18 protein-coding genes are annotated in these 22,376 nt (G+C 56.3%); 12 read left to right on the top strand and 6 right to left on the bottom strand.

Going from position 1 to position 22,376, the window contains the following annotated elements; all coding sequences use genetic code 11:
• Positions 1–521: 521 nt before the first annotated feature.
• A complete protein-coding gene (malP, locus tag BWI76_RS26165; RefSeq protein WP_004870258.1) occupies positions 522–2,912 on the top strand; it encodes a maltodextrin phosphorylase in 2,391 nt (796 codons plus the stop codon).
• 10 nt (positions 2,913–2,922) lie between these two features.
• Entirely contained in the window at positions 2,923–5,016 is a 2,094-nt protein-coding gene (gene malQ / locus BWI76_RS26160; RefSeq protein ID WP_049087559.1) for a 4-alpha-glucanotransferase, read from the top strand.
• Positions 5,017–5,074: 58 nt separating this feature from the next.
• On the opposite strand, the gene pckA is transcribed toward malQ, so the two are convergent.
• From pckA to BWI76_RS26135, 5 genes are all read right to left on the bottom strand, one after another.
• Positions 5,075–6,697: a phosphoenolpyruvate carboxykinase (ATP) gene (gene pckA / locus BWI76_RS26155; protein WP_004870264.1), complete on the bottom strand. Its 1,623-nt coding sequence runs from the start codon at positions 6,695–6,697 to the stop codon at positions 5,075–5,077.
• Positions 6,698–7,044: 347 nt separating this feature from the next.
• On the bottom strand, positions 7,045–7,929 hold the full coding sequence (gene hslO, locus BWI76_RS26150) for an Hsp33 family molecular chaperone HslO (RefSeq protein ID WP_162685354.1): 885 nt from the start codon (positions 7,927–7,929) through the stop codon (positions 7,045–7,047).
• Positions 7,930–7,947: 18 nt separating this feature from the next.
• A complete protein-coding gene (gene hslR / locus BWI76_RS26145) occupies positions 7,948–8,349 on the bottom strand; it encodes a ribosome-associated heat shock protein Hsp15 (RefSeq protein WP_004126060.1) in 402 nt (133 codons plus the stop codon).
• A complete protein-coding gene (gene yrfG / locus BWI76_RS26140) occupies positions 8,346–9,029 on the bottom strand; it encodes a GMP/IMP nucleotidase (protein ID WP_004126058.1) in 684 nt (227 codons plus the stop codon). Before yrfG ends, hslR begins: the two co-directional genes overlap by 4 nt.
• 62 nt (positions 9,030–9,091) lie before the next feature.
• Entirely contained in the window at positions 9,092–11,221 is a 2,130-nt protein-coding gene (locus BWI76_RS26135; protein WP_064371550.1) for an intracellular growth attenuator family protein, read from the bottom strand.
• A gap of 331 nt (positions 11,222–11,552) precedes the next feature.
• Between BWI76_RS26135 and nudE the strand changes: the two genes are divergently transcribed.
• A complete protein-coding gene (nudE, locus tag BWI76_RS26130; protein ID WP_004854946.1) occupies positions 11,553–12,113 on the top strand; it encodes an ADP compounds hydrolase NudE in 561 nt (186 codons plus the stop codon).
• Positions 12,114–12,157: 44 nt separating this feature from the next.
• On the opposite strand, the gene mrcA is transcribed toward nudE, so the two are convergent.
• Complete coding sequence (mrcA, locus tag BWI76_RS26125) at positions 12,158–14,716, bottom strand: peptidoglycan glycosyltransferase/peptidoglycan DD-transpeptidase MrcA (protein ID WP_064371551.1); 2,559 nt, start codon at positions 14,714–14,716, stop codon at positions 12,158–12,160.
• 117 nt (positions 14,717–14,833) lie between these two features.
• Here mrcA and BWI76_RS26120 point away from each other — a divergent pair, with 117 nt between their 5' ends.
• The 9 genes from BWI76_RS26120 (at position 14,834) to dam (ending at position 22,375) form a co-directional block, all read left to right on the top strand.
• Positions 14,834–15,625 carry a hypothetical protein gene (locus BWI76_RS26120; protein ID WP_024359833.1) on the top strand — a complete coding sequence of 264 codons (792 nt, stop codon included), beginning with the start codon at positions 14,834–14,836 and terminating at the stop codon, positions 15,623–15,625.
• Entirely contained in the window at positions 15,622–16,155 is a 534-nt protein-coding gene (locus tag BWI76_RS26115) for a PilN domain-containing protein (protein WP_064371552.1), read from the top strand. The genes BWI76_RS26120 and BWI76_RS26115 overlap by 4 nt, the downstream gene beginning before the upstream one ends.
• A complete protein-coding gene (locus tag BWI76_RS26110; RefSeq protein ID WP_004132255.1) occupies positions 16,145–16,585 on the top strand; it encodes a hypothetical protein in 441 nt (146 codons plus the stop codon). Before BWI76_RS26115 ends, BWI76_RS26110 begins: the two co-directional genes overlap by 11 nt.
• A complete protein-coding gene (locus BWI76_RS26105) occupies positions 16,575–16,982 on the top strand; it encodes a HofP DNA utilization family protein (RefSeq protein ID WP_004132254.1) in 408 nt (135 codons plus the stop codon). Before BWI76_RS26110 ends, BWI76_RS26105 begins: the two co-directional genes overlap by 11 nt.
• On the top strand, positions 16,891–18,132 hold the full coding sequence (gene hofQ, locus BWI76_RS26100) for a DNA uptake porin HofQ (RefSeq protein ID WP_049087555.1): 1,242 nt from the start codon (positions 16,891–16,893) through the stop codon (positions 18,130–18,132). Before BWI76_RS26105 ends, hofQ begins: the two co-directional genes overlap by 92 nt.
• Positions 18,133–18,400: 268 nt before the next feature.
• Complete coding sequence (aroK, locus tag BWI76_RS26090) at positions 18,401–18,922, top strand: shikimate kinase AroK (protein WP_004106441.1); 522 nt, start codon at positions 18,401–18,403, stop codon at positions 18,920–18,922.
• A gap of 54 nt (positions 18,923–18,976) precedes the next feature.
• The gene (aroB, locus tag BWI76_RS26085; RefSeq protein WP_004132253.1) at positions 18,977–20,071 is read left to right on the top strand and encodes a 3-dehydroquinate synthase; all 1,095 of its coding nucleotides are present in this window, start codon (positions 18,977–18,979) and stop codon (positions 20,069–20,071) included.
• Between the two features lie 84 nt (positions 20,072–20,155).
• A complete protein-coding gene (gene damX, locus BWI76_RS26080) occupies positions 20,156–21,469 on the top strand; it encodes a cell division protein DamX (protein ID WP_004132252.1) in 1,314 nt (437 codons plus the stop codon).
• Between the two features lie 78 nt (positions 21,470–21,547).
• Positions 21,548–22,375, top strand: a complete 828-nt coding sequence (gene dam, locus BWI76_RS26075; protein ID WP_004132251.1) for an adenine-specific DNA-methyltransferase — start codon at positions 21,548–21,550, stop codon at positions 22,373–22,375.
• Position 22,376: the final 1 nt, after the last annotated feature.

The raw sequence follows: 22,376 nt of genomic DNA, 5'->3' as shown, positions 1-22,376 counted from the left end.
TATGTCCGAGTTTTATGCTCTTGAATTTGCTCTATGTCACAAATTTGCATAGTGAGAGAAATTCATATAAATGCGCGTCAGCGGGCGCGGTTATTGGGATTGCGGAAGTTTTAGGCACGATAAGCTAATCTTTTATTACAAAATTAGTAGCTGTTTGTTTTTAATAAAATATTATCAGTGAAATCTTATAAGTCATCTTTTTGAGCTATTTCTGCATTACAGTCCGTTTATTCTGCGGATATTTACTTTTATTTGGCAATATTAACAAAACGGCGTTTTGCCCGCTTTTATCGTCCTGGCTTGTAACAAAATTGTGCGCGCCAGACAGGCTGATTTGTGGTTCCAGCGTGGCGAATTTTGCAGCATAATTTTTGCCGGTAAGCTAACGTAATAGTGGCCACGATCACACTTTTCGCTCATCCCTGCTACTCCTCCCCGGCTAATCCCTGGCGGGATGAGGACGTGACTCCGGGAGGTCGGCACACTAACGCTAACGTTTTAGTAAAGGACCCGGATTACTTATGTCACAGACTTCTTTTAACAAAGCTCAGTTTCAGGCTGCACTGACGCGTCAGTGGCAGCATTTTGGTTTACAGTCCGCTTCCGAGATGACCCAGCGTCAATGGTGGCGCGCCGTAAGCGGCGCGCTGTCCGAGCTGTTGTCGGCTCAGCCGGTAGCAAAAGCGACCGAAGGAGAGCGCCACGTAAACTATATCTCAATGGAGTTTTTGATTGGTCGCCTGACCGGCAACAACCTGCTCAACCTCGGCTGGTATCAGCAGGTCAGCGATGAGCTTCAGGCGCATGACGTTAACCTGACCGACCTGCTGGAAGAGGAAATCGACCCGGGCCTGGGCAACGGCGGCCTCGGTCGTCTGGCGGCATGTTTCCTTGATTCAATGGCCACCGTGGGACAATCGGCGACCGGCTACGGCCTGAACTACCAGTACGGCCTGTTCCGCCAGTCTTTCGCTGACGGTCAGCAGATGGAAGCGCCGGATGACTGGGGGCGTAATAGCTACCCGTGGTTCCGCCACAACGAAGCGCTGGACGTGCAGGTTGGCCTCGGCGGTAAAGTGACCAAAGGCGGTGAGTGGGTTCCGGCATTCGTCATTACCGGGGAAGCCTGGGATCTGCCGGTGCTGGGCTACCGCAACAACGTGGCTCAGCCGCTGCGCCTGTGGCAGGCTAAACACGCGCATCCGTTTAACCTGACCAAATTCAACGACGGTGATTTCCTGCGTGCTGAACAGCAGGGCATTGATGCCGAAAAACTGACGAAAGTTCTCTATCCGAACGATAACCATCAGGCGGGTAAAAAACTGCGTCTGATGCAGCAGTACTTCCAGTGCGCCTGTTCGGTCGCCGATATTCTGCGTCGCCATCACCTGGCGGGCCGTAAGCTGGCGGAGCTGGCGGATTATGAAGTTATCCAGCTTAACGATACTCACCCGACGATTGCGATTCCGGAACTGCTGCGCGTACTGATTGATGAGCATCAGCTGAGCTGGGACGAGGCCTGGGCGATTACCAGCAAAACCTTCGCGTATACCAACCACACCCTGATGCCGGAAGCGCTCGAGTGCTGGGATGAGAAGCTGGTAAAAGCGCTGCTGCCGCGCCACATGCAGATCATCAAAGAGATTAACGATCGCTTTAAAACGCTGGTCGATAAAACCTGGCCCGGCGATAAGCAGGTATGGGCGAAACTGGCGGTGGTGCACGATAAACAGGTTCGCATGGCGAACATGTGCGTGGTCAGCGGCTTTGCGGTTAACGGCGTGGCCGCGCTGCACTCCGACCTGGTGGTGAAAGATCTGTTCCCGGAATATCACCAGCTGTGGCCGAATAAATTCCATAACGTCACCAACGGCATTACCCCGCGCCGCTGGATCAAACAGTGTAACCCGGCTCTGGCCGCGCTGCTGGATAAAACGCTGAAGAAAGAGTGGGCCAACGATCTCGACCAGCTGATCAACCTCGAAAAATATGCCGATGACGCGAAGTTCCGTCAGACGTATCGCGACATTAAGCTGGCCAACAAGGTTCGTCTGGCGGAGTTTGTGAAGCGGCGTACCGGTATCGAGATCAACCCGCAGGCGATTTTCGATATCCAGATCAAGCGTCTGCACGAGTACAAACGTCAGCACCTGAACCTGCTGAACATTCTTGCGCAGTACAAAGAAATTCGTGAGAACCCGCAGGCGGACCGCGTACCGCGCGTGTTCCTGTTCGGTGCGAAAGCGGCGCCGGGCTACTACCTGGCGAAGAATATTATCTGGGCGATCAACAAGGTTGCCGCCGCGATCAACAACGATCCGCTGGTCGGCGATAAGCTGAAAGTGGTGTTCCTGCCGGACTACTGCGTCTCGGCGGCGGAAATGCTGATCCCGGCGGCGGATGTCTCCGAGCAGATCTCAACGGCGGGTAAAGAGGCCTCCGGTACCGGCAACATGAAGCTGGCGCTGAACGGCGCGCTGACCGTGGGAACCCTTGACGGGGCGAACGTGGAAATCGCTGAGCAGGTAGGCGAAGAAAACATCTTTATCTTCGGTCATACCGTGGAAGAAGTGAAAGCGCTGAAGGCCAAAGGCTACGATCCGCTGAAATGGCGTAAGAAAGACAAGCTGCTGGACGCTGTGCTGAAAGAGCTGGAGAGCGGTAAATACAGCGATGGCGATAAGCATGCTTTCGACCAGATGCTGCACAGTCTGCTGAAAGGCGGCGACCCGTACCTGGTGCTGGCGGATTTTGAAGCCTACGTGGCGGCGCAGAAGCAGGTTGATGAGCTGTATCGCGACCAGGAAGCCTGGACGCGCGCGACGATTCTGAACACCGCGCGCTGCGGCATGTTCAGCTCCGACCGCTCGATTCGCGATTATCAGCAACGTATCTGGCAGGCAAAACGCTAAGGACAGGCCTATGGAGACTAAACGCCTTGATAACGCAGCCCTGGCGGCGGGAATAAGCCCAAGCTATATCAACGCGCACGGTAAGCCGCAGTCCATTGCTGCGGCCACTAAGCAGCGGCTGCTTGATGCGATGCATCGTACCACTGTCACCCCGAAGGTGGCGGTTAACCCGCTGCCAGCGGTGCAGGTATTCACCCACGGCAAAAAGATGTCTCTGCCGGTAGCGGGCCAGGGGGAGTTCCACTGGATCCTCACCACCGAAGAAGGGAAACAGTATCAGGGCCAGGCGCGCGGCGGTGAAACGCTGCCGCTGCCGGCAAGATTACCGGAAGGGTACCATACGCTGACGCTGACTCAGGACGGCGATCGCTGGCACTGCCGGGCGATCGTCGCGCCCGCGCGCTGCTACGAACCGCAGGCGCTGAAGGATGGCCAGAAGCTGTGGGGAACCTGCGTGCAGCTGTATACGCTGCGCTCGGAGAAGAACTGGGGGATTGGCGACTTCGGCGATTTACGCGCGATGCTACCGGAAATCGCCCGCCGGGGCGGCTCGTTTATCGGACTTAACCCGATTCACGCCCTCTATCCGGCTAACCCGGAGAGCGCCAGTCCGTACAGCCCCTCTTCGCGCCGCTGGCTCAACGTTATCTATATTGACGTCAATGCGGTAGAGGATTTCCGTCACAGCAAAGAGGCGCAGAAATGGTGGCATTCACCGGCTACGCAGCAGACTTTACAGGCGGCGCGTCAGACCGATGATGTTGACTATACCGCCGTGACCACCCTCAAGCTCACCGCGCTGCGCATGGCCTGGAAAGGTTTTTCCGCGCGCAACGATGAGGCGATGGCGGAGTTCCGCCAGTTTGTCACGCGCGAGGGCGACAGCCTGTACTGGCAGGCGGCGTTTGACGCGCTGCACGCCTGGCAGGTTAAGCAGGATCCGATGCGCTGGGGCTGGCCCGCGTGGCCGAAGGCTTATCAGGATACCGATAGCCCGGAGGTTAAAGCGTTCTGCGCCGAACATGCCGACGAGGTGAATTTTTACCTGTGGCTGCAATGGCTCGCTTACACCCAGTTCGCCGAGTGCTGGCATACCAGCCAGAACGATTCCATGCCGATCGGCCTGTATCGTGACCTGGCGGTGGGCGTTGCGGAAGGCGGGGCTGAGACCTGGTGCGATCGCGAACTGTACTGCCTGAAGGCTTCCGTCGGCGCGCCGCCGGATATCCTCGGCCCGCTGGGGCAAAACTGGGGCCTGCCGCCGATGGATCCGCATATCATGGTGGCGCGCGCCTATGAGCCCTTCGTCGAGCTGCTGCGCGCGAATATGCAAAACTGCGGGGCGCTCCGCATCGATCACGTGATGTCGGTACTGCGTCTGTGGTGGATCCCTTACGGCGAGACGGCCGATCATGGCGCCTATGTGCAGTATCCGGTAGACGATCTGTTGTCGATTCTGGCGCTGGAGAGTAAGCGTCATCGCTGTATGGTGATCGGCGAGGATCTGGGAACCGTACCGGTTGAAATCGTCGGCAAGCTGCGTAAAAGCGGCGTTTACTCCTACAAAGTGCTCTATTTCGAAAATGACCACGAAAAGACTTTCCGTGCGCCGAAGGCGTATCCGGAGCAATCAATGGCTGTGGCTACGACGCATGACCTGCCAACGCTGCGCGGCTACTGGGAAAGCGGCGACCTGACGCTGGGTAAATCGCTCGGCCTGTATCCGGATGAGGTGGTACTGCGCGGACTGTATCAGGATCGCGAGCTGGCGAAGCAGGGGCTGCTGGATGCTCTGCACCGCTACGGCTGTCTGCCGAAGCGTACCGGGCATAAAGCGTCGCTGATGGCGATGACGCCGACCCTGAATCGTGGGATGCAGCGCTATATCGCCGACAGCAACAGCGCGCTGCTGGGCCTGCAGCCGGAGGATTGGCTGGTGATGGCCGAGCCGGTCAATATTCCCGGGACCAGCACCGAATATCCAAACTGGCGTCGTAAGCTTTCCACCACGCTTGAGGCGATGTTTGCCGATGAGCAGGTGAATAAGCTGATTAAGGATCTGGATAAGCGGCGTAAGGCGGCAAGTAAGAAGAAGCCTGCCTGATGTAAGCCTAAAAAAAGCCGGGAAGCGATTCCCGGCTTTTTCATATCTGCGGACCCGATTAGCGTTTCGGCCCTGCGGCCACCAGCGCAGCGCCCGCTGGCGTATCGGTGTACTTCTCGAAGTTCTCAATAAACAGCTTCGCCAGCTGCTCCGCTTTCTCCTGCCACTGCTCTGGCGAGCCGTAGGTGTTGCGCGGGTCGAGGATATGGGTATCCACCCCCGGCAGCTCGGTCGGGATCTGCAGCTCAAACATCGGCAGAGTGAAGGTTTCGGCATTGTCCAGCGAACCATCAAGAATCGCATCGATTATGGCGCGGGTATCTTTGATCGAGATACGTTTGCCGGTGCCGTTCCAGCCGGTGTTGACCAGATAGGCCTGGGCGCCGGAAGCCTGCATACGTTTCACCAGCACTTCTGCGTACTGCGTCGGGTGCAGCGACAGGAAGGCGGCGCCAAAGCAGGCGGAGAAGGTTGGCGTCGGCTCCGTGACGCCGCGCTCGGTACCGGCCAGCTTGGCGGTGAAGCCAGACAGGAAGTGGTACTGGGTCTGGTCGGCGGTCAGACGAGAAACCGGCGGCAGAACGCCAAACGCGTCGGCGGTCAGGAAGATAACCTTGGTGGCATGACCGGCTTTAGAGATCGGCTTAACGATGTTCTCGATATGATTGATCGGATAAGAGACGCGGGTGTTTTCGGTCTTTGAACCGTCGTTAAAATCGATGGTGCCATCGGCCAGCACGACCACGTTCTCCAGCAGCGCATCGCGGCGAATCGCATGATAAATATCCGGCTCCGCGGCTTCGGAAAGCTTAATGGTCTTGGCGTAGCAGCCGCCTTCGAAGTTGAATACCCCGTCGTCATCCCAGCCGTGTTCATCATCGCCAATCAGGCGGCGTTTCGGATCGGTAGAGAGGGTGGTCTTGCCGGTACCGGAAAGGCCGAAGAAGATAGCGACATCCTCTTTTTCCCCGACGTTGGCGGAGCAGTGCATGGAAGCGATGCCCTTCAGCGGCAGCAGGTAGTTCATGATCGAGAACATCCCTTTTTTCATTTCGCCGCCGTACCAGGTTCCGCCGATAAGCTGGATGCGCTCGGTCAGATTGAACGCGACGAAGTTTTCGGAGTTCAGACCCTGTTCTTTCCACTGCGGGTTGGTGCACTTAGCGCCGTTCATCACGATGAAATCCGGCTTGAAGTTCGCCAGCTCTTCATCGCTTGGGCGAATAAACATGTTCTTCACGAAATGCGCCTGCCAGGCGACTTCGGTAATAAAGCGGACGCTCAGGCGGGTGTCGGCGTTGGCGCCGCAGAAGGCGTCAACGATAAACAGGCGCTTGCCGGAGAGCTGGCGGGTCACCAGCCCCTTCAGGTGCTGCCACGTTTCCTCAGAAAGCGGCTTGTTGTCGTTCTTACCTTTGCCTTTATCGGCCCACCACACGGTATCGCGGGTGGTGTCGTCACGAACGATATACTTATCTTTTGGAGAACGGCCGGTAAAAATACCGGTATCTACGGCGATTGCACCAAGATTTGTTAATACGCCACGTTCATAACCTTGAAGATTGGGGGCGAGCTCTTCCTGATACAAAGTATCGTAGCTGGGGTTATGGACGATATCCTGGACGTCATTGATACCATAAGCCTTGAGATCCTGCGGGGTTAAACCATTATTAACGCGCATGTCACTGCTCCTTAGCCAATATGTACTGCTTTAAATTGTAGGGTTTATTACGGGGTATAGACCGCGACCAGGCTCATAGATTTACGTATCTCGACAAACGGCGGACTTACGAAAAACGTTGTGACTCCTGTCACGAGGCGCAGGGGATTATCTCAGGAATTAGGGCTACAGTGGGGGTAGATGTTTCTTAATGGTTAAAAAGTAATTAAAAAACTGTTGAAATGTGAATGTAATCGCTTACCTGAAAGAAAATTACGTAACTCTTTCATGGGGAATCGATTCACCACGCGAAGAAAAATTGTTGACGCCAGGCGCGAGGAGGAAAACCGCGCCTGACAAAGTGAGGATTAGTGGATTTGCGGGTCGGCCGGGGAGGCGTTGTTACGAATTTCGGCGATATCCATCGCATTAAAGATGTAATGATTACCGCAATAGTCGCAGTGCATATCGATTTCTCCTTCGTCGGCCAGGATGCTATCGATCTCCTCATCCGGCAGCGTTTTCAGCGCGCCGGCGCAGCGCTCGCGGGAGCAGGTGCATTTAAACTCAACGCCCTGCGGCTCGTATACGGTAACTTCTTCTTCGTGATACAGGCGCCAGAGCACATCGTTTGCGGGCAGGGTAAACAGCTCTTCAGCTTTGATGGTTTCGGTCAGCGTGCTCAGATGTTCGAAATCAGCCGCCTGCGCGTCCTGCGCCGGCAGAACCTGCAGCAGCATGCCGCCGGCCATCGGTTTACCTTCGTGTTCACCGCTACGGATAATCAGTCGGGTTGGCAGCTGTTCGGAGCGCTGGAAGTAATCTTCGAGGCAGGCCGCCAGCGTATCGCCTTCAAGACCGACCACCCCCTGATAGCGCTCGCCCTCTTCCGGAGAGATGGTAATGACCAGATATCCGTTGCCGACCATGGTTTTCAGGTCCGCCCCTTCCGGGATCTCACCCTGGGTGCGGGCGACACCGCGCATCTGCTGCTGGTTGTTGCCGTTGATCACCGCCAGCGACAGCGGGCCATCGCCCTGCAGCTGAACGGTAATATCGCCCGCGAACTTCAGCGTGGCGGTCAGCAGGCTGGTGGCGACCAGCAGTTCCGCCAGCACGGTTTTCACCGGCTGCGGGTAGCTATGGTTGGTCAGAATCTGTTCTAAAGTTTCTGAAACTGTTACCAGCTCACCGCGTACGGCATAGTTTTCAAACAGATAGCGGTGTAATTGATCGTGTTGAGTCATAATCATCTCTCTTGCGGGCCACAGTTATTCACTATCGCCGTGTTTAAATCTCATCAGGTCGCGCCGCTCTTTCTTATCCGGTCGCCTGTCGGGATGCGGCATGGTTAAGGCGTTCATTTTGCGCGCCAGCGCCACTTTCTCGCGTTTCTCGATGCTCTCAGCCGTCTCTTCATAAAGCGCGACGGCTTCACTGGCGGGTCTGCGCTGTTCGGTAATGCCTTTTACCACGATGGTGCGTTCGTCATTGCCCTGGCGGAGCATCAGGGTCGCATTCAGCTCGACTACCTTTCCCGGCTTACTGCGCTGTCCGTTATAGTGCACCTTGCCGCCTTCAATCATCTCGCGCGCCAGCGCACGGGTTTTATAAATGCGGGCTGCCCACAACCATTTGTCCAGCCTGACGGCTTCGACGGGTTTTTCTTTCATGGCCTCTCCTGTAGGGTCAGCGAGGGGATCAGGTGCCGGTAATCGTTCAACCCTGGATGGCGAGCGTAGCTTTTTTCCGCCAGCCCGGAGTCGGGATTGGTGATACCGAGGCAATAGCGGATGCCGTACTCCGCCGCCGCGTCCAGAATTGCCTCGTTATCATCGACGAACAGCGTATTGCGCGCGTCGAAGCCGGTTTCTTCAGCTACCGCGTGCCACAGCCGCTGATCCTCTTTCGGATAACCAAATGTGTGGGTGGAAAGCAATAAATCAAGGTGCGCGTCCAACCCGGTATGCTTTAGCTTCACCGCCAGATTATGCGGATGGGCGTTGGTCAGCAAAATCCGCCGTTTACCGCTGGTTTTAAGCGCCTCAAGGAACGGCACGGTATCTTCACGCAGCGCGGCCCTTGGCCCCTGCTCGCTGGTCATCGCACAAATATCCAAACCCAGTCGCTCGCTCCAGTAGTCCAGGCAGTACCAGTTTAGCGTATGTTGTACCGCATGATACTCCTGGCGCATCGCGTCTCTGGCTTCCTGCAGGTTGAGCCCCCGCGCGGCGCCCCAGGTTTCCGGAACCAGTTTTTGCCAGAAGTAGTTGTCGAAGGCGAGGTCGAGTAGCGTGCCGTCCATATCCAGCAGAACGGTATCAACCTCTTGCCAGGCGATATCAAAATGCATGGTCAGTCTCCAGCGAGGGGGAAAATTGCGCGACAGGTTATCACACCCCGTCGCGCAGAGAATTATTCTTGCGGGTCGGGTGAGGAAAGCAGAACCGGATTCAGGCAGCTTTCATAGTATTTCTGGATCTCTTCCTGTCGCTGGCGATGGCGCTGATAGCGACGAAAAGCCTGGATACCGTGATACGCCGAACAGCCCAGCATGGCCAGCAGCAGCAGCGTTGTGCCGAGGTAACGCCACAAACCGGAGCGGTCAGGAATACGATGCAGGTTGATATGCTGCGTGCCGTTGGCGTCGGTGTAAAGATTGGTGACGATGCCTTCTGCCTGGAACGGCGTGTGCATTAGCATACCCGCCAGACGCTGCAGTTCGCTCCATTGCTGGTGGGCAGGGAAGTCGTATAAGCCGGTGCCTGGCCACGGCTGGTTCACCAGGTCGCTGCCTTCATCGCTGGCAATCAGGAAACCGCCGGGCGCCGGGCTATTCAGCGCCTGCGCCGCGCGCGAGGTTTCACGGCTGATGAACGGCGCGGTGGAGGTGGTGACCAGGTTCTCCAGCGACTCCGCGCTTACCGGGCGTAACAGGACGTTGACGCCGTCCAGTTTGCCGGCGCTGGCGCGTTTGGTCAGGGCTTCCCAGTTGCGGGTGTTGCCGAGGTTAACCAGCGCATTCTTCAAACGAACGCAATCGTCTTTCGCTGAGCACAGGTCGTTGGTTTTTGTGACGATATCGCCAAAGTCATCCAGCAGCACCATGCCTGACTTCTGAATGGCGGAACGCAGCGCCGGGCTGACGCGCGAATCGTCATCGGATTCGGGATGGAGCTGGCGCTGGACGGTCTGCATCAGGGCGGTGGCCTTACTGACGATATCTGATTCCGGCAGCGGCAGGGGAGGGGCATCATTCCAGACGATTTGCGAACAATCGAACGGCATAAACGGCGAGTTTTCTTTTGCCGTCCAGGCGCCCGGCGAGTGGATGTTGCACATTCCTGTGCCTTTCAGGCGCAGCGTGTCGCCGATGCGAATCTTTGACTTCTCCAACTGGGCAACCGTCGTGGCTTCGATAGTTTGCGCGCCCTTGAGCCATGAAAGGGTGAATTTAAAAGGCATATTCAGCGGTACGCTGGCCCACAGCATCACGACGATCAGCAGCGCGCCGAGGGCGATAATCGCGCTGCGGAGCCAGTACTGAAGCGGGAAGTTTTTGACCTCATCATGCAGCGACAGGAAGCGCCCCTGGCGGACAACGTGGCGGCTGAGGTAGATATCGATATCCGTTTGCTGGCCGAGGTCCTGCGCAATCCATGGTTGCCAGTGGCGCGGGTAGATAAGGTCGATAATGCCGAGGGAAATATTATTGATATGTTCCTGGTTATTTTCGCCAAACAATCCCCAGCGTTTCGGCATGCCGCGCAGGCAGTGAATTTCCCGCAGCGATGTTTTGCGCGGGGGAGCGTAGATCCCCCATACGCCTGCCAGCAGCAGGAGTACCCCGCCGCCCAGCAGCCAGGGCGAAAAAACGTTCGGGGTTATCAGGCTGCAATAAAACAGCAGGAAAGCGGCAACCACCAGAATGGCTTCGCGCAGACTCTCAGGGCGGCTGAGCGCATGCTCTTCCGGTGTTTCCTGGCGGATGTTCAGCAGCTCAATTTGCTCGCTCTCTTCCCCGCGGATGGATGCCTGAGGCACCGCGGCTTTTTCAAGCGCAAACCCCCGAGATTCCTGCGGATAGTCGCTGAGCGTTTGCCCATTGAGAGCAATCACCAGCGGAAGGCTATCGGTGGAGATTAACTCGACGCTGTTTTCATCATTGATATGTTGCTCCCAGAAGGGAGGTAGATGAATTTCAACTGAATCAAGGAAGTAGCGCCATTTATTGAGGTCATCGGTGGTGATGCCGTAGCGCGTAATGGCGCGGGTGACGCTATAAACGGTGCCGCTCTGTTCGTTCAGCGTCAGGTTGACCGGCGCGGTGCTGGCGCCAGACGCCGGCAACTGCTGGTTGCGGCTGAGGCTTTCGAGGTATTTTTCAACGGCGCTGCGCTCTTCATCGGAAAGCTTGCGCGTCGCGGCATCGCTAAAGGCGTGCAGCAGCGGCAGGCGACGACGTCTTGTATGCGTGCGATACCACCAGCCGATAAGCAATACGCAGATTAGCAGAGCTAACAAAAATATCAGAAAGGTGCCCATGCCCATCCCATCATAGTTATTCTTTTCTTACTGGTATCGTCGGTTGCCATGCATCAATGGAGGTAAAACAGCCGTCGAAATCGGCACTTATTACGTCAACGGGAGAAAATCTATTATGCAATGCAGCAGCATACAACCTTATCAAAAGCGTTAAAATCCAGGAATCAGTATATTCTCAAATACCGTTCAACCTATTGACTTTTTAGTCTTTGTGATACCAGTGGTCAAGACGAAAAAGTTGCAATTATGTAAATTAGTGGCGATTAGGATTGCCGAAACCGTGCTGCGTATCGCACAATGACCGCTGTAATCACAGCATAGACCGATGACAATGAGCAAATCATTACAAAAACCCACCATTCTCAATGTTGAAACAGTCGCGCGCTCGCGCCTTTTTAATGTTGAAAGCGTGGACCTTGAGTTCAGCAACGGCGTGCGCCGGGTGTATGAACGGATGCGGCCTTCTACCCGTGAAGCCGTGATGATTGTGCCGATTGTCGATGACCATATAATCCTGATTCGCGAATATGCAGTTGGTACGGAGTCCTATGAGCTGGGTTTTTCAAAAGGCCTGATCGATCCGGGCGAAAGCGTACTGGAAGCCGCCAACCGTGAGCTGAAAGAAGAGGTTGGGTTTGGCGCGCAGAAGCTGACGTTTTTGAAAAAGCTGAGCATGGCCCCGTCCTACTTCTCCAGCAAGATGAATATCCTGGTGGCGGAAGACCTTTATCCGGAGTCGTTGCCCGGCGATGAGCCCGAGCCGCTGCCGCAGGTGCGCTGGCCGCTGTCGCAGCTGATGACGCTGCTTGATGAAGAAGATTTCAACGAAGCGCGTAACGTTAGCGCGCTTTTCCTGCTGCGCGAATGGCTGCAGGCGCAGGGGCGGCTGTAGCGCCTCTCTCAGATAAAAAAAGCGCCCGCAGGCGCTTTTTTTTGTCAGAACAGTTCGTGGGTCTCGCCCCCGCCATCGGTAATGGTGGTGCCGACTTCATGAACCGCCTGTTGGGTCGGCTGGGTGCCGTCAATAAAGTACTCGGCGCGGCTGTTACCGCCGCTGGCCAACTGGCCGGTGCTGCGATCGATGTTCACCGTAATAATACCCGGCGGCGGCGTTAGCGGCTCTTCCGGTACGCCTTCCAGCACCCTTTTCATAAAGTCATCCCAGGCCGGCTGGGCGCTTTTAGCGCCGCCTTCATAGCCGGATATCTGATCTTTGATTGCTCCGGAGGCGGTGGTGCGGCCCAGATCGCGGCGGTGGTCATCAAAGCCAATCCATACCGACGTTACGACGCCAGGACCATAGCCTGAGAACCACGCATCTTTTGAACTGTTGGTGGTCCCGGTTTTGCCGCCGATATCGTGACGCTGCAGGTCGCGGCCCGCCCGCCAGCCGGTACCCATCCAGCCCGGTTCGCCGAAGATGTTGGTGTTCAGGGCGCTTTTAATCAGGAACGCCAGCGGCGTGTTGATCACGTGCGGCGCGTACTCCGGAGCGCCACTTTGCGCCACCAGAGACTGGTTCGCCTGCGCAAGCTGCGGCTGTGGAGGAACGCCGGGGTTTTGCGGGTCCTGTGAGGTCGCGACGTCCTCAACATCTTTATTATCCAGTACATCAGACTTCGGCGTATCGCCGTAAATCACCGGAATATCGCACTGTGGGCAGGCAACTTTTGGCCGCTCTTCAAAAATGACGCCGCCCTGATCGTTCTCGATTTTGCTGATGAAATAAGGGCTCACCAGGAAACCGCCGTTAGCCATCACCGAATAACCGCGAGCAACCTGAAGCGGGGTGAAAGAGGCTGAACCCAGCGCCAGCGATTCGGTCCGAACGATGTTCTGTGCCGGGAAGCCAAAGCGCTGGAGATACTCAGCCGCGTAGTCCACGCCCATGGCCCGCATCGCGCGAACCATCACCACGTTCTTTGATTGACCCAGCCCCTGACGCAGGCGGATAGGGCCCGCATACTGCGGCGGTGAGTTTTTGGGGCGCCAGTCGGAGCCGGAGCCGGCATCCCAACGGGAAATTGGCACATCGTTGAGCATGCTCGCCAGCGTTAAGCCTTTATCCATTGCTGCAGTGTAGAGGAACGGCTTAATGTTAGAACCGACCTGGCGCAGCGCCTGTGTCGCACGGTTGAACTTGCTCTGGTTGAAATCGAAGCCGCCAACTAGCGCAATGATCGCCCCGTTTTGCGGGTTGATCGAGACCAGCGCTGAGTTGACATCCGGCACCTGCGACAACCACCAACTGCTACCCACCTGACGTACCCAGACCTGTTGCCCGGTCTGCACCACATCGTTTACTTTACGCGGCGTGGCGCCCTGCTGGGTATCAGAAATAAACCGACGCGCCCAGCGGACGCCTTCCATATTCAGCGACACCGAGGTTCCATTGCTCATTAGCGCGACGGCTTCCTGCGGATTTGCCGACGTGATGACCGCCGGCGAGAGCGGTCCGGTATTCGGGGTTTTTTTCAGCGTATCGAGGATTTTCTGGTTATCCCACGGCGTTTCACCCACCTTCCACAGCACCTTGTCCGGGCCGCGATAGCCGTGGCGCATGTCGTAATCCAGCACGTTTTTACGCACGGCCTCCTGGGCCGACTGCTGATTTTTACGGGTAATGGTGGTGTAGACGCGATAACCGTCTTCATAAGCCTGCTCGCCGTAGCGGCTGACCATTTCCTGACGCACCATTTCGCTGAGATACGGGGAGGAGAAGGCGATTTCCGGCGTATGGTAGCTGGCGTCAATCGTCTGGCTACGCGCCTGATCGTACTGCGACTGCGTGATGTAGCCTTCGCTCAGCATCCGTGAGAGAACAACGTTGCGGCGGGCGGTTGCACGATCCATGGAGTAGAGCGGGTTAAACGTCGAAGGCGCTTTAGGCAGGCCCGCAATGACCGCCATCTCGCTCAGCGTCAACTGGTCGACGGATTTACCGAAATAGACCTGCGCGGCCGCGCCGACGCCGTAGGCGCGGTAGCCAAGATAGATTTTGTTCAGGTACAGCTCAAGGATTTCATCTTTATTGAGCAACTGCTCGATGCGGATCGCGAGGAAGGCTTCTTTTACCTTACGCATCAACGTCTTTTCAGGGCTCAGGAAGAAGTTGCGCGCCAGCTGTTGAGTAATCGTACTGGCCCCCTGAGAGGCGTGACCGGAGAACATCGCGACGCTGGCGGCGCGGAAAATCCCGACCGGGTCAACGCCATGATGCTCATAAAAACGGCTGTCTTCGGTGGCGATAAACGCTTTTATCAGCTCTGGCGGCATTTGCTGTAGCGTGACGGGAATACGGCGTTTCTCGCCATATTGCGCAATCAGCTCACCATCCGCGCTATAGACCTGCATCGGGATCTGCAGGCGCACATCCTTCAGGGTTGCGACGTCGGGGAGCTGGGGCTCTATATATTTATAGAGACCAAAAATCGAGCCTGCTCCCAGCAGTACGCAACATACTGCAAGGATAAAAAGATACTTTACGAACTTCACCGGAGATTTCTCATTTAGTTTTCATTGGGCAGTTTATAAACAAACGCGCAGTAGTATAAAGGCAAGCCTGGAGCATTGATATAGCGAAGCATATCGGCGGATAAGGAGATCGTAAGCATGGCGTTTAGAAACTGGCGCATAGGAATGCATATCCAGCAGGACCACATTGCTATTGTCGCGTTATTACATGAGCGCTCACGCTGGGCGCTACGCCGCTGGTGGAGTATCCCGCTCATGCCCGGTAGCGTGCGGCAGGGAATGGTGGTGGACGTTGAATCGCTGGCCCGTCAGCTGCAAAGCTGGCGGCGGGAGCTGCCTTTGCAGCATCAGGTCTGTATCGCCTTCCCGGCGGCGCGAACCCTGCAAAAGCAGCTCCCGCGCCCGCAGATTTCATTAAGAGAAAGCGAACAGGCGACCTGGATTGCCAGCGCGATGGCGCAGCAGCTGGAAATGCCCGCATCTTCGCTATGCGTTGATTATGCGCAAACCGGAGCGGTTGATGGCTGGCGGGTTACCGCCGCGCAGCGGTTGGACGTTAACCTTCTGTGCCGCCTGGCAAGTCGACTCAAGCTGAGGGTGGTGGGGATTGTGCCGGATGCCAGCGCGCTTAGCGCCTTTCTCCCCTGGCAACCTGATGACGTTCAGGGGCTGGCCTGGCGTGACGAAGCGAGCTGGCTTTGGGCCACCGCCGATAGCTGGGGATGCTGTCCGTGCAGCGACGCTCCCTCTTTTCCAGACCTGGTATCCCGGGTGAATGGCGGTACGTTTCGCCTCTGCGCCTCCGCATCGCCCGACGGGCGGAATTTTGACGCCTGGAGCGCTATCCATCGCCTGCAGCCCCCGCTCCCGGCACGTGGCGATAGCTTTACCGTTGCCCTCGGCCTGGCGCTGGGAGCGCGTCAGTCATGAGCCATATAGTCAACTTCCTTCCCTGGCGCGAAACGCGTCGACGGCAACGTCTGCAGATGGCGGGGCTGCTGATTCTTGGTTTGCTGCTTATTCTGCTGGCGGCGCTCCTCACTTCACGGCTCAACCAGCGGGTCAGCCACTCGCTTGAAACCGCGAAGATTAGCGCTGAAGAGCAGCTGTATACCGCCTTTCAGCAGCGTGAGCGCGCCATGCGCCAACGGTTACAGCAGCAGGAACAACGACGCCTGCGCGCTCTGCGGCGGGAGAAAACCGCCGCGTGGCAGTCGAGGTTGCAGGCGATAGCGGCGCTTATGCCGGAACACGCCTGGTTAACCCAACTGGAATACCGCCAGAATACCCTGGTACTGAGCGGACTCACGTTGCATCTAAAGGGGCTGGCTGAGCTTGAAAAAGCGCTGGGGAGTGTTGCCGGCTTGCGTCCGCCAAAGGCGGGAGAAACGCACCGCGACGGTGAAGGGCGCTGGTTATTTCACTTTTTCATGGCCGGAGAGGACGACAATGCGGGTTGAGATTGAACGCTGGCTGACGGGGCGCAAAAGCCTGTTAACAATACCTGTCGTCCTGGTTCTCATTGCCGGAGTCTGGGGATGGCTACTGCAGCCCCCCCAACCAGACATTAACGCGGGCGGCACGCCGCGCATACAAGCACAGTGGCGCAAATTGTTGCCGCTGCGGGCTGCGCTACAAAACGTTGGTATTGATGAGCAACAAACCCAGGTTTTCTCTCCCATTGACCTCCCGGTGACGGGCGCTGCACTTATGGACTGGCGGCCGATAGGGCGCGGTGGCGAGATGCAGCTGGCGGTTGACTGGCAAGCGGTACCGGCGCTTTTTTCCTGGCTGGCCCGCTGCGGGATGCGCGCCACGGCTTTCTCAATGCAGCCGGAAAATCAGGCTCTACGGCTGATCCTGCAACTGGAGGCGGAAGATGCGCCGTAAAGGCTGGTGTTTACTGCTGTTTCCTCTGCCGCTGCTGGCTGCGGAACGCGATCCCTTTCAGCCTCCGGTCGATAGTTGCCGGACTGCGCAGCTTAATCAATGGCGCTACGGTGGGGCGATAGGCGATCCGCGAGAGTTGATTGGCATCCTGCAGGATAGCGCCGGGAAATGGCGCCGCGTGAGGGATGCGGAGACGCTGCCTACAGGCTGGCGGGTGACGCTTCTGACATCTGAAAAAATGGCTATATCAACCAGCGCCGGGTGTGAACCCGCGCAGTGGGTCTGGCTGCGAAAGGGAATAAAGAATGATGCGATGGATAAGCCTGCTGTTTCTACTCCTGCCGATGATGGTCGACGCGGTAAAAAAGGATCTTCCCGTGTCGCTGGTCGTCGATGATGCGCCGGTGGCCCAGGTACTCCAGTCGTTGGCGGAGCTAAAGCAAAAAAATCTCGTGGTGGCGCCGGACGTCAGCGGAACGGTATCTCTCCAACTGAAGGAAGTGCCGTGGCAGCAGGCGCTGCGATCGGTTATCGATAGCGCCGGTCTGACTCTGACCCAACAAGGCTCGGTACTGTACGTGCATACTCTGGTCTGGCAAAAGGCGCAGCAGGCACAGCTTGAGGCGGAGAGAGCAAAGCGTCTACAGAATCTCCCTCTACAGGGGCATAGCATGAGCCTGCGTTATGCTGATGTAGAGGATCTGGCCAAAGCGGGCGAAAAACTGCTGAGCGCTCGCGGGCATCTGACGGTCGATAAACGAACCAACCGCCTGTTGATTCGCGATGACGCCCAACACCTCCCGGCGTTAATAGCATGGGTTCAGGAGATGGATGTGCCTGTCGGCCAGGTTGAGCTGGCGGCGCATATTGTCTCAATGAGCGAAACCAGCCTGCGTGAACTGGGCGTGAAGTGGAGCCTGGCGGACGCCAGCAGCCCACCAGGATCCGGTAAACTGACGACCCTGAGCAGCAACCTGGCGGTAGGGGATGCCAGTACGAGGGCCGGGTTTAACATCGGCCGCATCGGCGGGCGGCTCCTGGAGCTGGAGCTTTCCGCACTTGAGCAGAAACAGAAGGTGGACATTATCGCCAGCCCCCGTCTGCTGGCTTCACATATGCAGCCCGCCAGCATTAAGCAGGGCAGCGAGATACCCTATCAGGTCTCCAGCGGCGAAAGCGGCGCGACCTCCGTTGAGTTTAAAGAGGCGGTGCTGGGGATGGAGGTGACGCCGACGGTGCTACATCACGATCGCGTGCGGTTAAAACTGAGGATCAGTGAAAATACGCCGGGCCAGGTGCTCAAACAGGAAAATGGCGAAGTGCTGGCTATCGATAAACAAGAAATAGAAACGCAGGTGGAGGTGAAAAGCGGAGAGACCCTGGCGTTAGGCGGTATCTTTGCGCAAAAAAATAAAACGTCTCGCGATGGTATTCCTCTACTTGGCGATATCCCCTGGCTTGGCCAGCTGTTTCGCCGTGACGGTAAGGATAACGAACGACGTGAACTGGTTGTCTTCATTACTCCACGTATTCTGGCAGTGCATTAAGCGGTTTTTCTTGCTAAACACGTTTCAGGTGTTTGACGTGAGGACGGATTTAGCATACAAGGGGTACCGATTTGAGAGTCGGGTACGACATCAATCCTCCCTTTCTTGTCCGGTGATTTATTCTGTTGCCAAACCAGCCGGAGTATTGAGATAATTTTTAGTCTGACTCTCGCTCTATTGCATATGAGGTTTCAGTTCATGTCCTGCTGCGCTGGGTGTCTGCGAAGCGGGTTTACCATTAACGAATAGTCTTAGTAGTACCGAAAAAATGGCAGAGAAACGCAATATCTTTCTGGTTGGGCCTATGGGTGCCGGCAAAAGCACTATTGGGCGCCAGTTAGCCCAACAGCTCAACATGGAATTTTACGATTCCGATCAAGAAATTGAGAAACGCACTGGCGCAGATGTGGGTTGGGTCTTTGATGTAGAAGGCGAAGACGGCTTCCGCGACCGTGAAGAAAAAATTATCAATGAGTTGACGGAAAAACAGGGAATCGTGCTGGCAACCGGCGGTGGCTCTGTAAAATCCCGTGAAACGCGTAACCGTCTCTCCGCCCGCGGCGTGGTGGTCTACCTGGAAACAACTATCGAAAAGCAGCTTGCCCGTACGCAGCGCGATAAAAAGCGTCCTTTGCTACAAGTTGATGCGCCGCCTCGCGAAGTACTGGAAGCGTTGGCGGATGAGCGTAATCCGCTGTACGAAGAGATTGCTGACGTCACTATCCGTACTGACGATCAAAGCGCGAAAGTGGTAGCAAACCAGATTATTCATATGCTGGAAAGCAACTGATTCTGGCTTAATAAAGTGCGTCAGAGTAAAAGCAACTGAGGTGGACGTCGCGTTATGGAGAGGCTTACTGTAACCCTCGGGGAACGTAGTTACCCGATTACCATCGCGGCTGGTTTGTTTAACGATCCAGCTTCCTTCCTGCCATTGAAATCAGGCGACCAGGTTATGCTGGTCACCAATGAGACGCTGGCGCCGCTTTATCTGGATACCGTACGCTCCGCACTTGAGCAAGCGGGAGTAAAAGTCGATAGCGTGATCCTTCCCGACGGCGAGCAGTTTAAAAGCCTGGCGGTGATGGATACCGTTTTTACCGCGCTATTGCAAAAACCACACGGCCGCGACACCACATTAGTGGCGCTCGGCGGTGGGGTAATTGGTGATTTAACGGGATTTGCAGCGGCCAGCTACCAGCGTGGCGTGCGCTTTATTCAGGTTCCGACCACTCTGCTGTCGCAGGTGGATTCTTCGGTCGGCGGCAAAACGGCCGTCAACCATCCTCTCGGCAAAAACATGATTGGCGCCTTCTGGCAGCCGGTTTCTGTTGTTGTCGATCTCAACTGTCTCAAAACGCTGCCGAAGCGTGAGCTCTCTTCCGGCCTGGCTGAAGTGATCAAGTACGGCGTTATTCTTGACGGCGAATTCTTCGACTGGCTGGAAAATAACATTGATGCATTGATGGCGCTGGATGAAACCGCAATGGCGTACTGTATCCGTCGCTGTTGTGAGCTGAAAGCCGAAGTTGTCGCCGCCGACGAGCGCGAAACCGGGTTACGTGCTTTACTCAATCTTGGCCATACTTTTGGTCATGCTATCGAAGCTGAAATGGGCTACGGTAACTGGTTGCATGGTGAAGCGGTCGCGGCCGGTATGGTGATGGCGGCGCATGCGTCCGAGCGTTTGGGGCGCTTTGATCCGCAGGATACGCAGCGAATTATTCATCTGTTGCAGCGTGCTGGTTTGCCGGTATGCGGGCCGCAGGAGATGGCGGCAGAGGCGTATTTGCCCCACATGATGCGTGATAAAAAGGTGCTGGCAGGCGAGATGCGGCTGGTGCTACCCCTCGCGATAGGGAAGAGCGAGATACGCGGCGGAGTACCGCACGATGTTGTTCTTGGCGCGATTGCTGATACTCAGCAGGCGCAACAATAAGAAGGTCTGGCCGCGTTCGCGCGGCGTTATCATTTCGGGTGATGTGCAATAGTCGTGAGCATAAGCCTTTTAGTGGGGTGTTAAATGGATGAATTAAAACCAGAAGACGATATGAAAGCCGATCGCAGCGATCGTCGTACTGGTCGTTCTCGTCAGTCTTCAGAGCGTGATGCCGATCCGCAAATCAATTTTGATGATGTCGATCTTGATGATGCTGACGATGGTCGCCCGACGCGCGGCAGCAAAGCACGCCGTGAGCGCGACGAAGAACAGTATGAAGAGTACGAAGAAGAGGTAGAGTCTGACGAAGGCGATGACGAAGAGCGTCAGGTTGAGCGTCGTCCTCGCAAGCGTAAGAAGGCGCCTGCGAAACCCGCCTCTCGTCAGTACATCATGATGGGGGTGGGGATCCTCGTTCTGCTGCTGCTGATTGTTGGCGTGGGTTCCGCGCTGAAATCACCATCCTCATCCAACGAGCAAACGGCTTCCGGTGAGAAGAGCATCAACCTCTCCGGCGAGCAGGACAATAATAATACTCAGCCTGCTGCTCAGGATTCATCAGCGGCTAGCAGCTCGCAGCCGCAGGATGTTTCTCTGCCGCCTATCGCCTCTAACCCGACTCAAGGTCAGGCTACGGCTGAACCGCAAGGGCAGCAGCGCGTTGAGGTTCAGGGCGATCTGAACAATGCGCTGACCCAGCAGCAGGGTCAGATTGATAGCGCGGTAGCGAACTCTACTCTGCCAACTGAGCCTGCTACCGTTGCGCCAGTGCGCAATGGCGCCACTGCCCCGCGTCAGGCGACGACAGAGCGTCAGACGGCGGCGACACCGCGCCCGGCTGAGCGTAAGCATACGGTTATCGAACCGAAACCGCAGGCCACGGCGAAAGCGCCGACCCAGCCGAAACCGGCTCCGGTCCAGCCTAAGCGTACAGAAAGCGTCGCGACTACGGCTCCGGCAAAAGCTCAGCCGACCACTAATTCTACCGCTACTGCACAGGCTAAACCGGCTGCGACTACCGCTCCTGCGGCAACGGCCGCAACTGCATCTACTGCTCCGACTGCGACTGCAACTGCCGCTCCGGCAGCAACGGCTGCTGCGGGTAAAAGTGCCGGCGACGTCAGCTCGATGAAGTCTGCGCCGTCCGGTCACTACACGCTGCAGCTCAGCAGCTCTTCTAACTACAACAACCTCAACAGTTGGGCGAAGAAAGAGAAGCTGGAAAAATATGTTGTCTATGAGACTACGCGTAACGGTCAGCCCTGGTATGTTCTGGTGAGCGGCATTTACGCTTCGAAAGATGAAGCGAAACGTGCTGTTGCTACGCTGCCAGCAGATGTACAGGCGAAAAACCCGTGGGCAAAACCGCTGCATCAGGTTCAGTCTGACCTGAAATAATGCCGCAGAGTAGTCTGAAGCGCAGGATGCTGTCGGAGCTTTCTCCGCAGCCGGAGAATGTGTAATTAGTTAGGCAGCATGAAAAAGAATCGCGCTTTTCTGAAATGGGCAGGGGGTAAATACCCCCTGCTTGACGATATTAAAAAGCATTTGCCGCAGGGCGACTGCTTGATTGAGCCTTTTGTGGGCGCCGGGTCGGTATTTCTTAATACCGACTTTTCTCGTTATATCCTCGCTGATATCAATAGTGATTTGATCAGTCTGTATAACATCGTCAAGCTGCGTACCGATGACTATGTTGCGGCGGCGCGTGAGATGTTTACACCAGAGAACAACGTCGCAGAGCAGTATTATCGGTTCCGGGATGAGTTCAACCAGAGCCAGGAGCCGCTGCGTCGCGCGGTGTTGTTCCTGTATTTGAACCGTCATGGCTACAATGGCCTGTGTCGCTACAATCTGCGCGGTGAGTTTAACGTGCCGTTTGGTCGCTATAAAAAGCCCTATTTTCCCGAAGCTGAGCTGTATCATTTTGCGGAGAAGGCGCAGCATGCAGAGTTTCATTGTGAATCTTATGAAGAGTGCATGAAGCGGGCAGATAACCGCTCCGTTGTTTACTGCGATCCGCCCTATGCGCCGCTGTCGTCTACGGCGAATTTTACGGCTTATCATACGAATAGCTTTAGCCAGGAGCAGCAGGAGCTGCTGGCTAAAAAAGCGGAATCGCTGATGAAAAAGCGTATTCCTGTGCTTATTTCAAACCATCGCACGCCGCTCACTCAGGAGTGGTACAAAAACGCCGCTGAGACGCATATTGTGAAGGTTCGACGCAGCATCAGCAGCAACGGTGGTACACGTAAGAAGGTGGACGAGCTTCTGGCTCTGTACCGTCCGCCCAAGACCAAATAAA

The organism is Klebsiella sp. M5al, from assembly GCF_002090195.1.
GTDB classification, from domain to species: Bacteria; Pseudomonadota; Gammaproteobacteria; order Enterobacterales; family Enterobacteriaceae; genus Klebsiella; species Klebsiella grimontii.
This window is presented reverse-complemented; position numbering and strand designations above follow the sequence as displayed.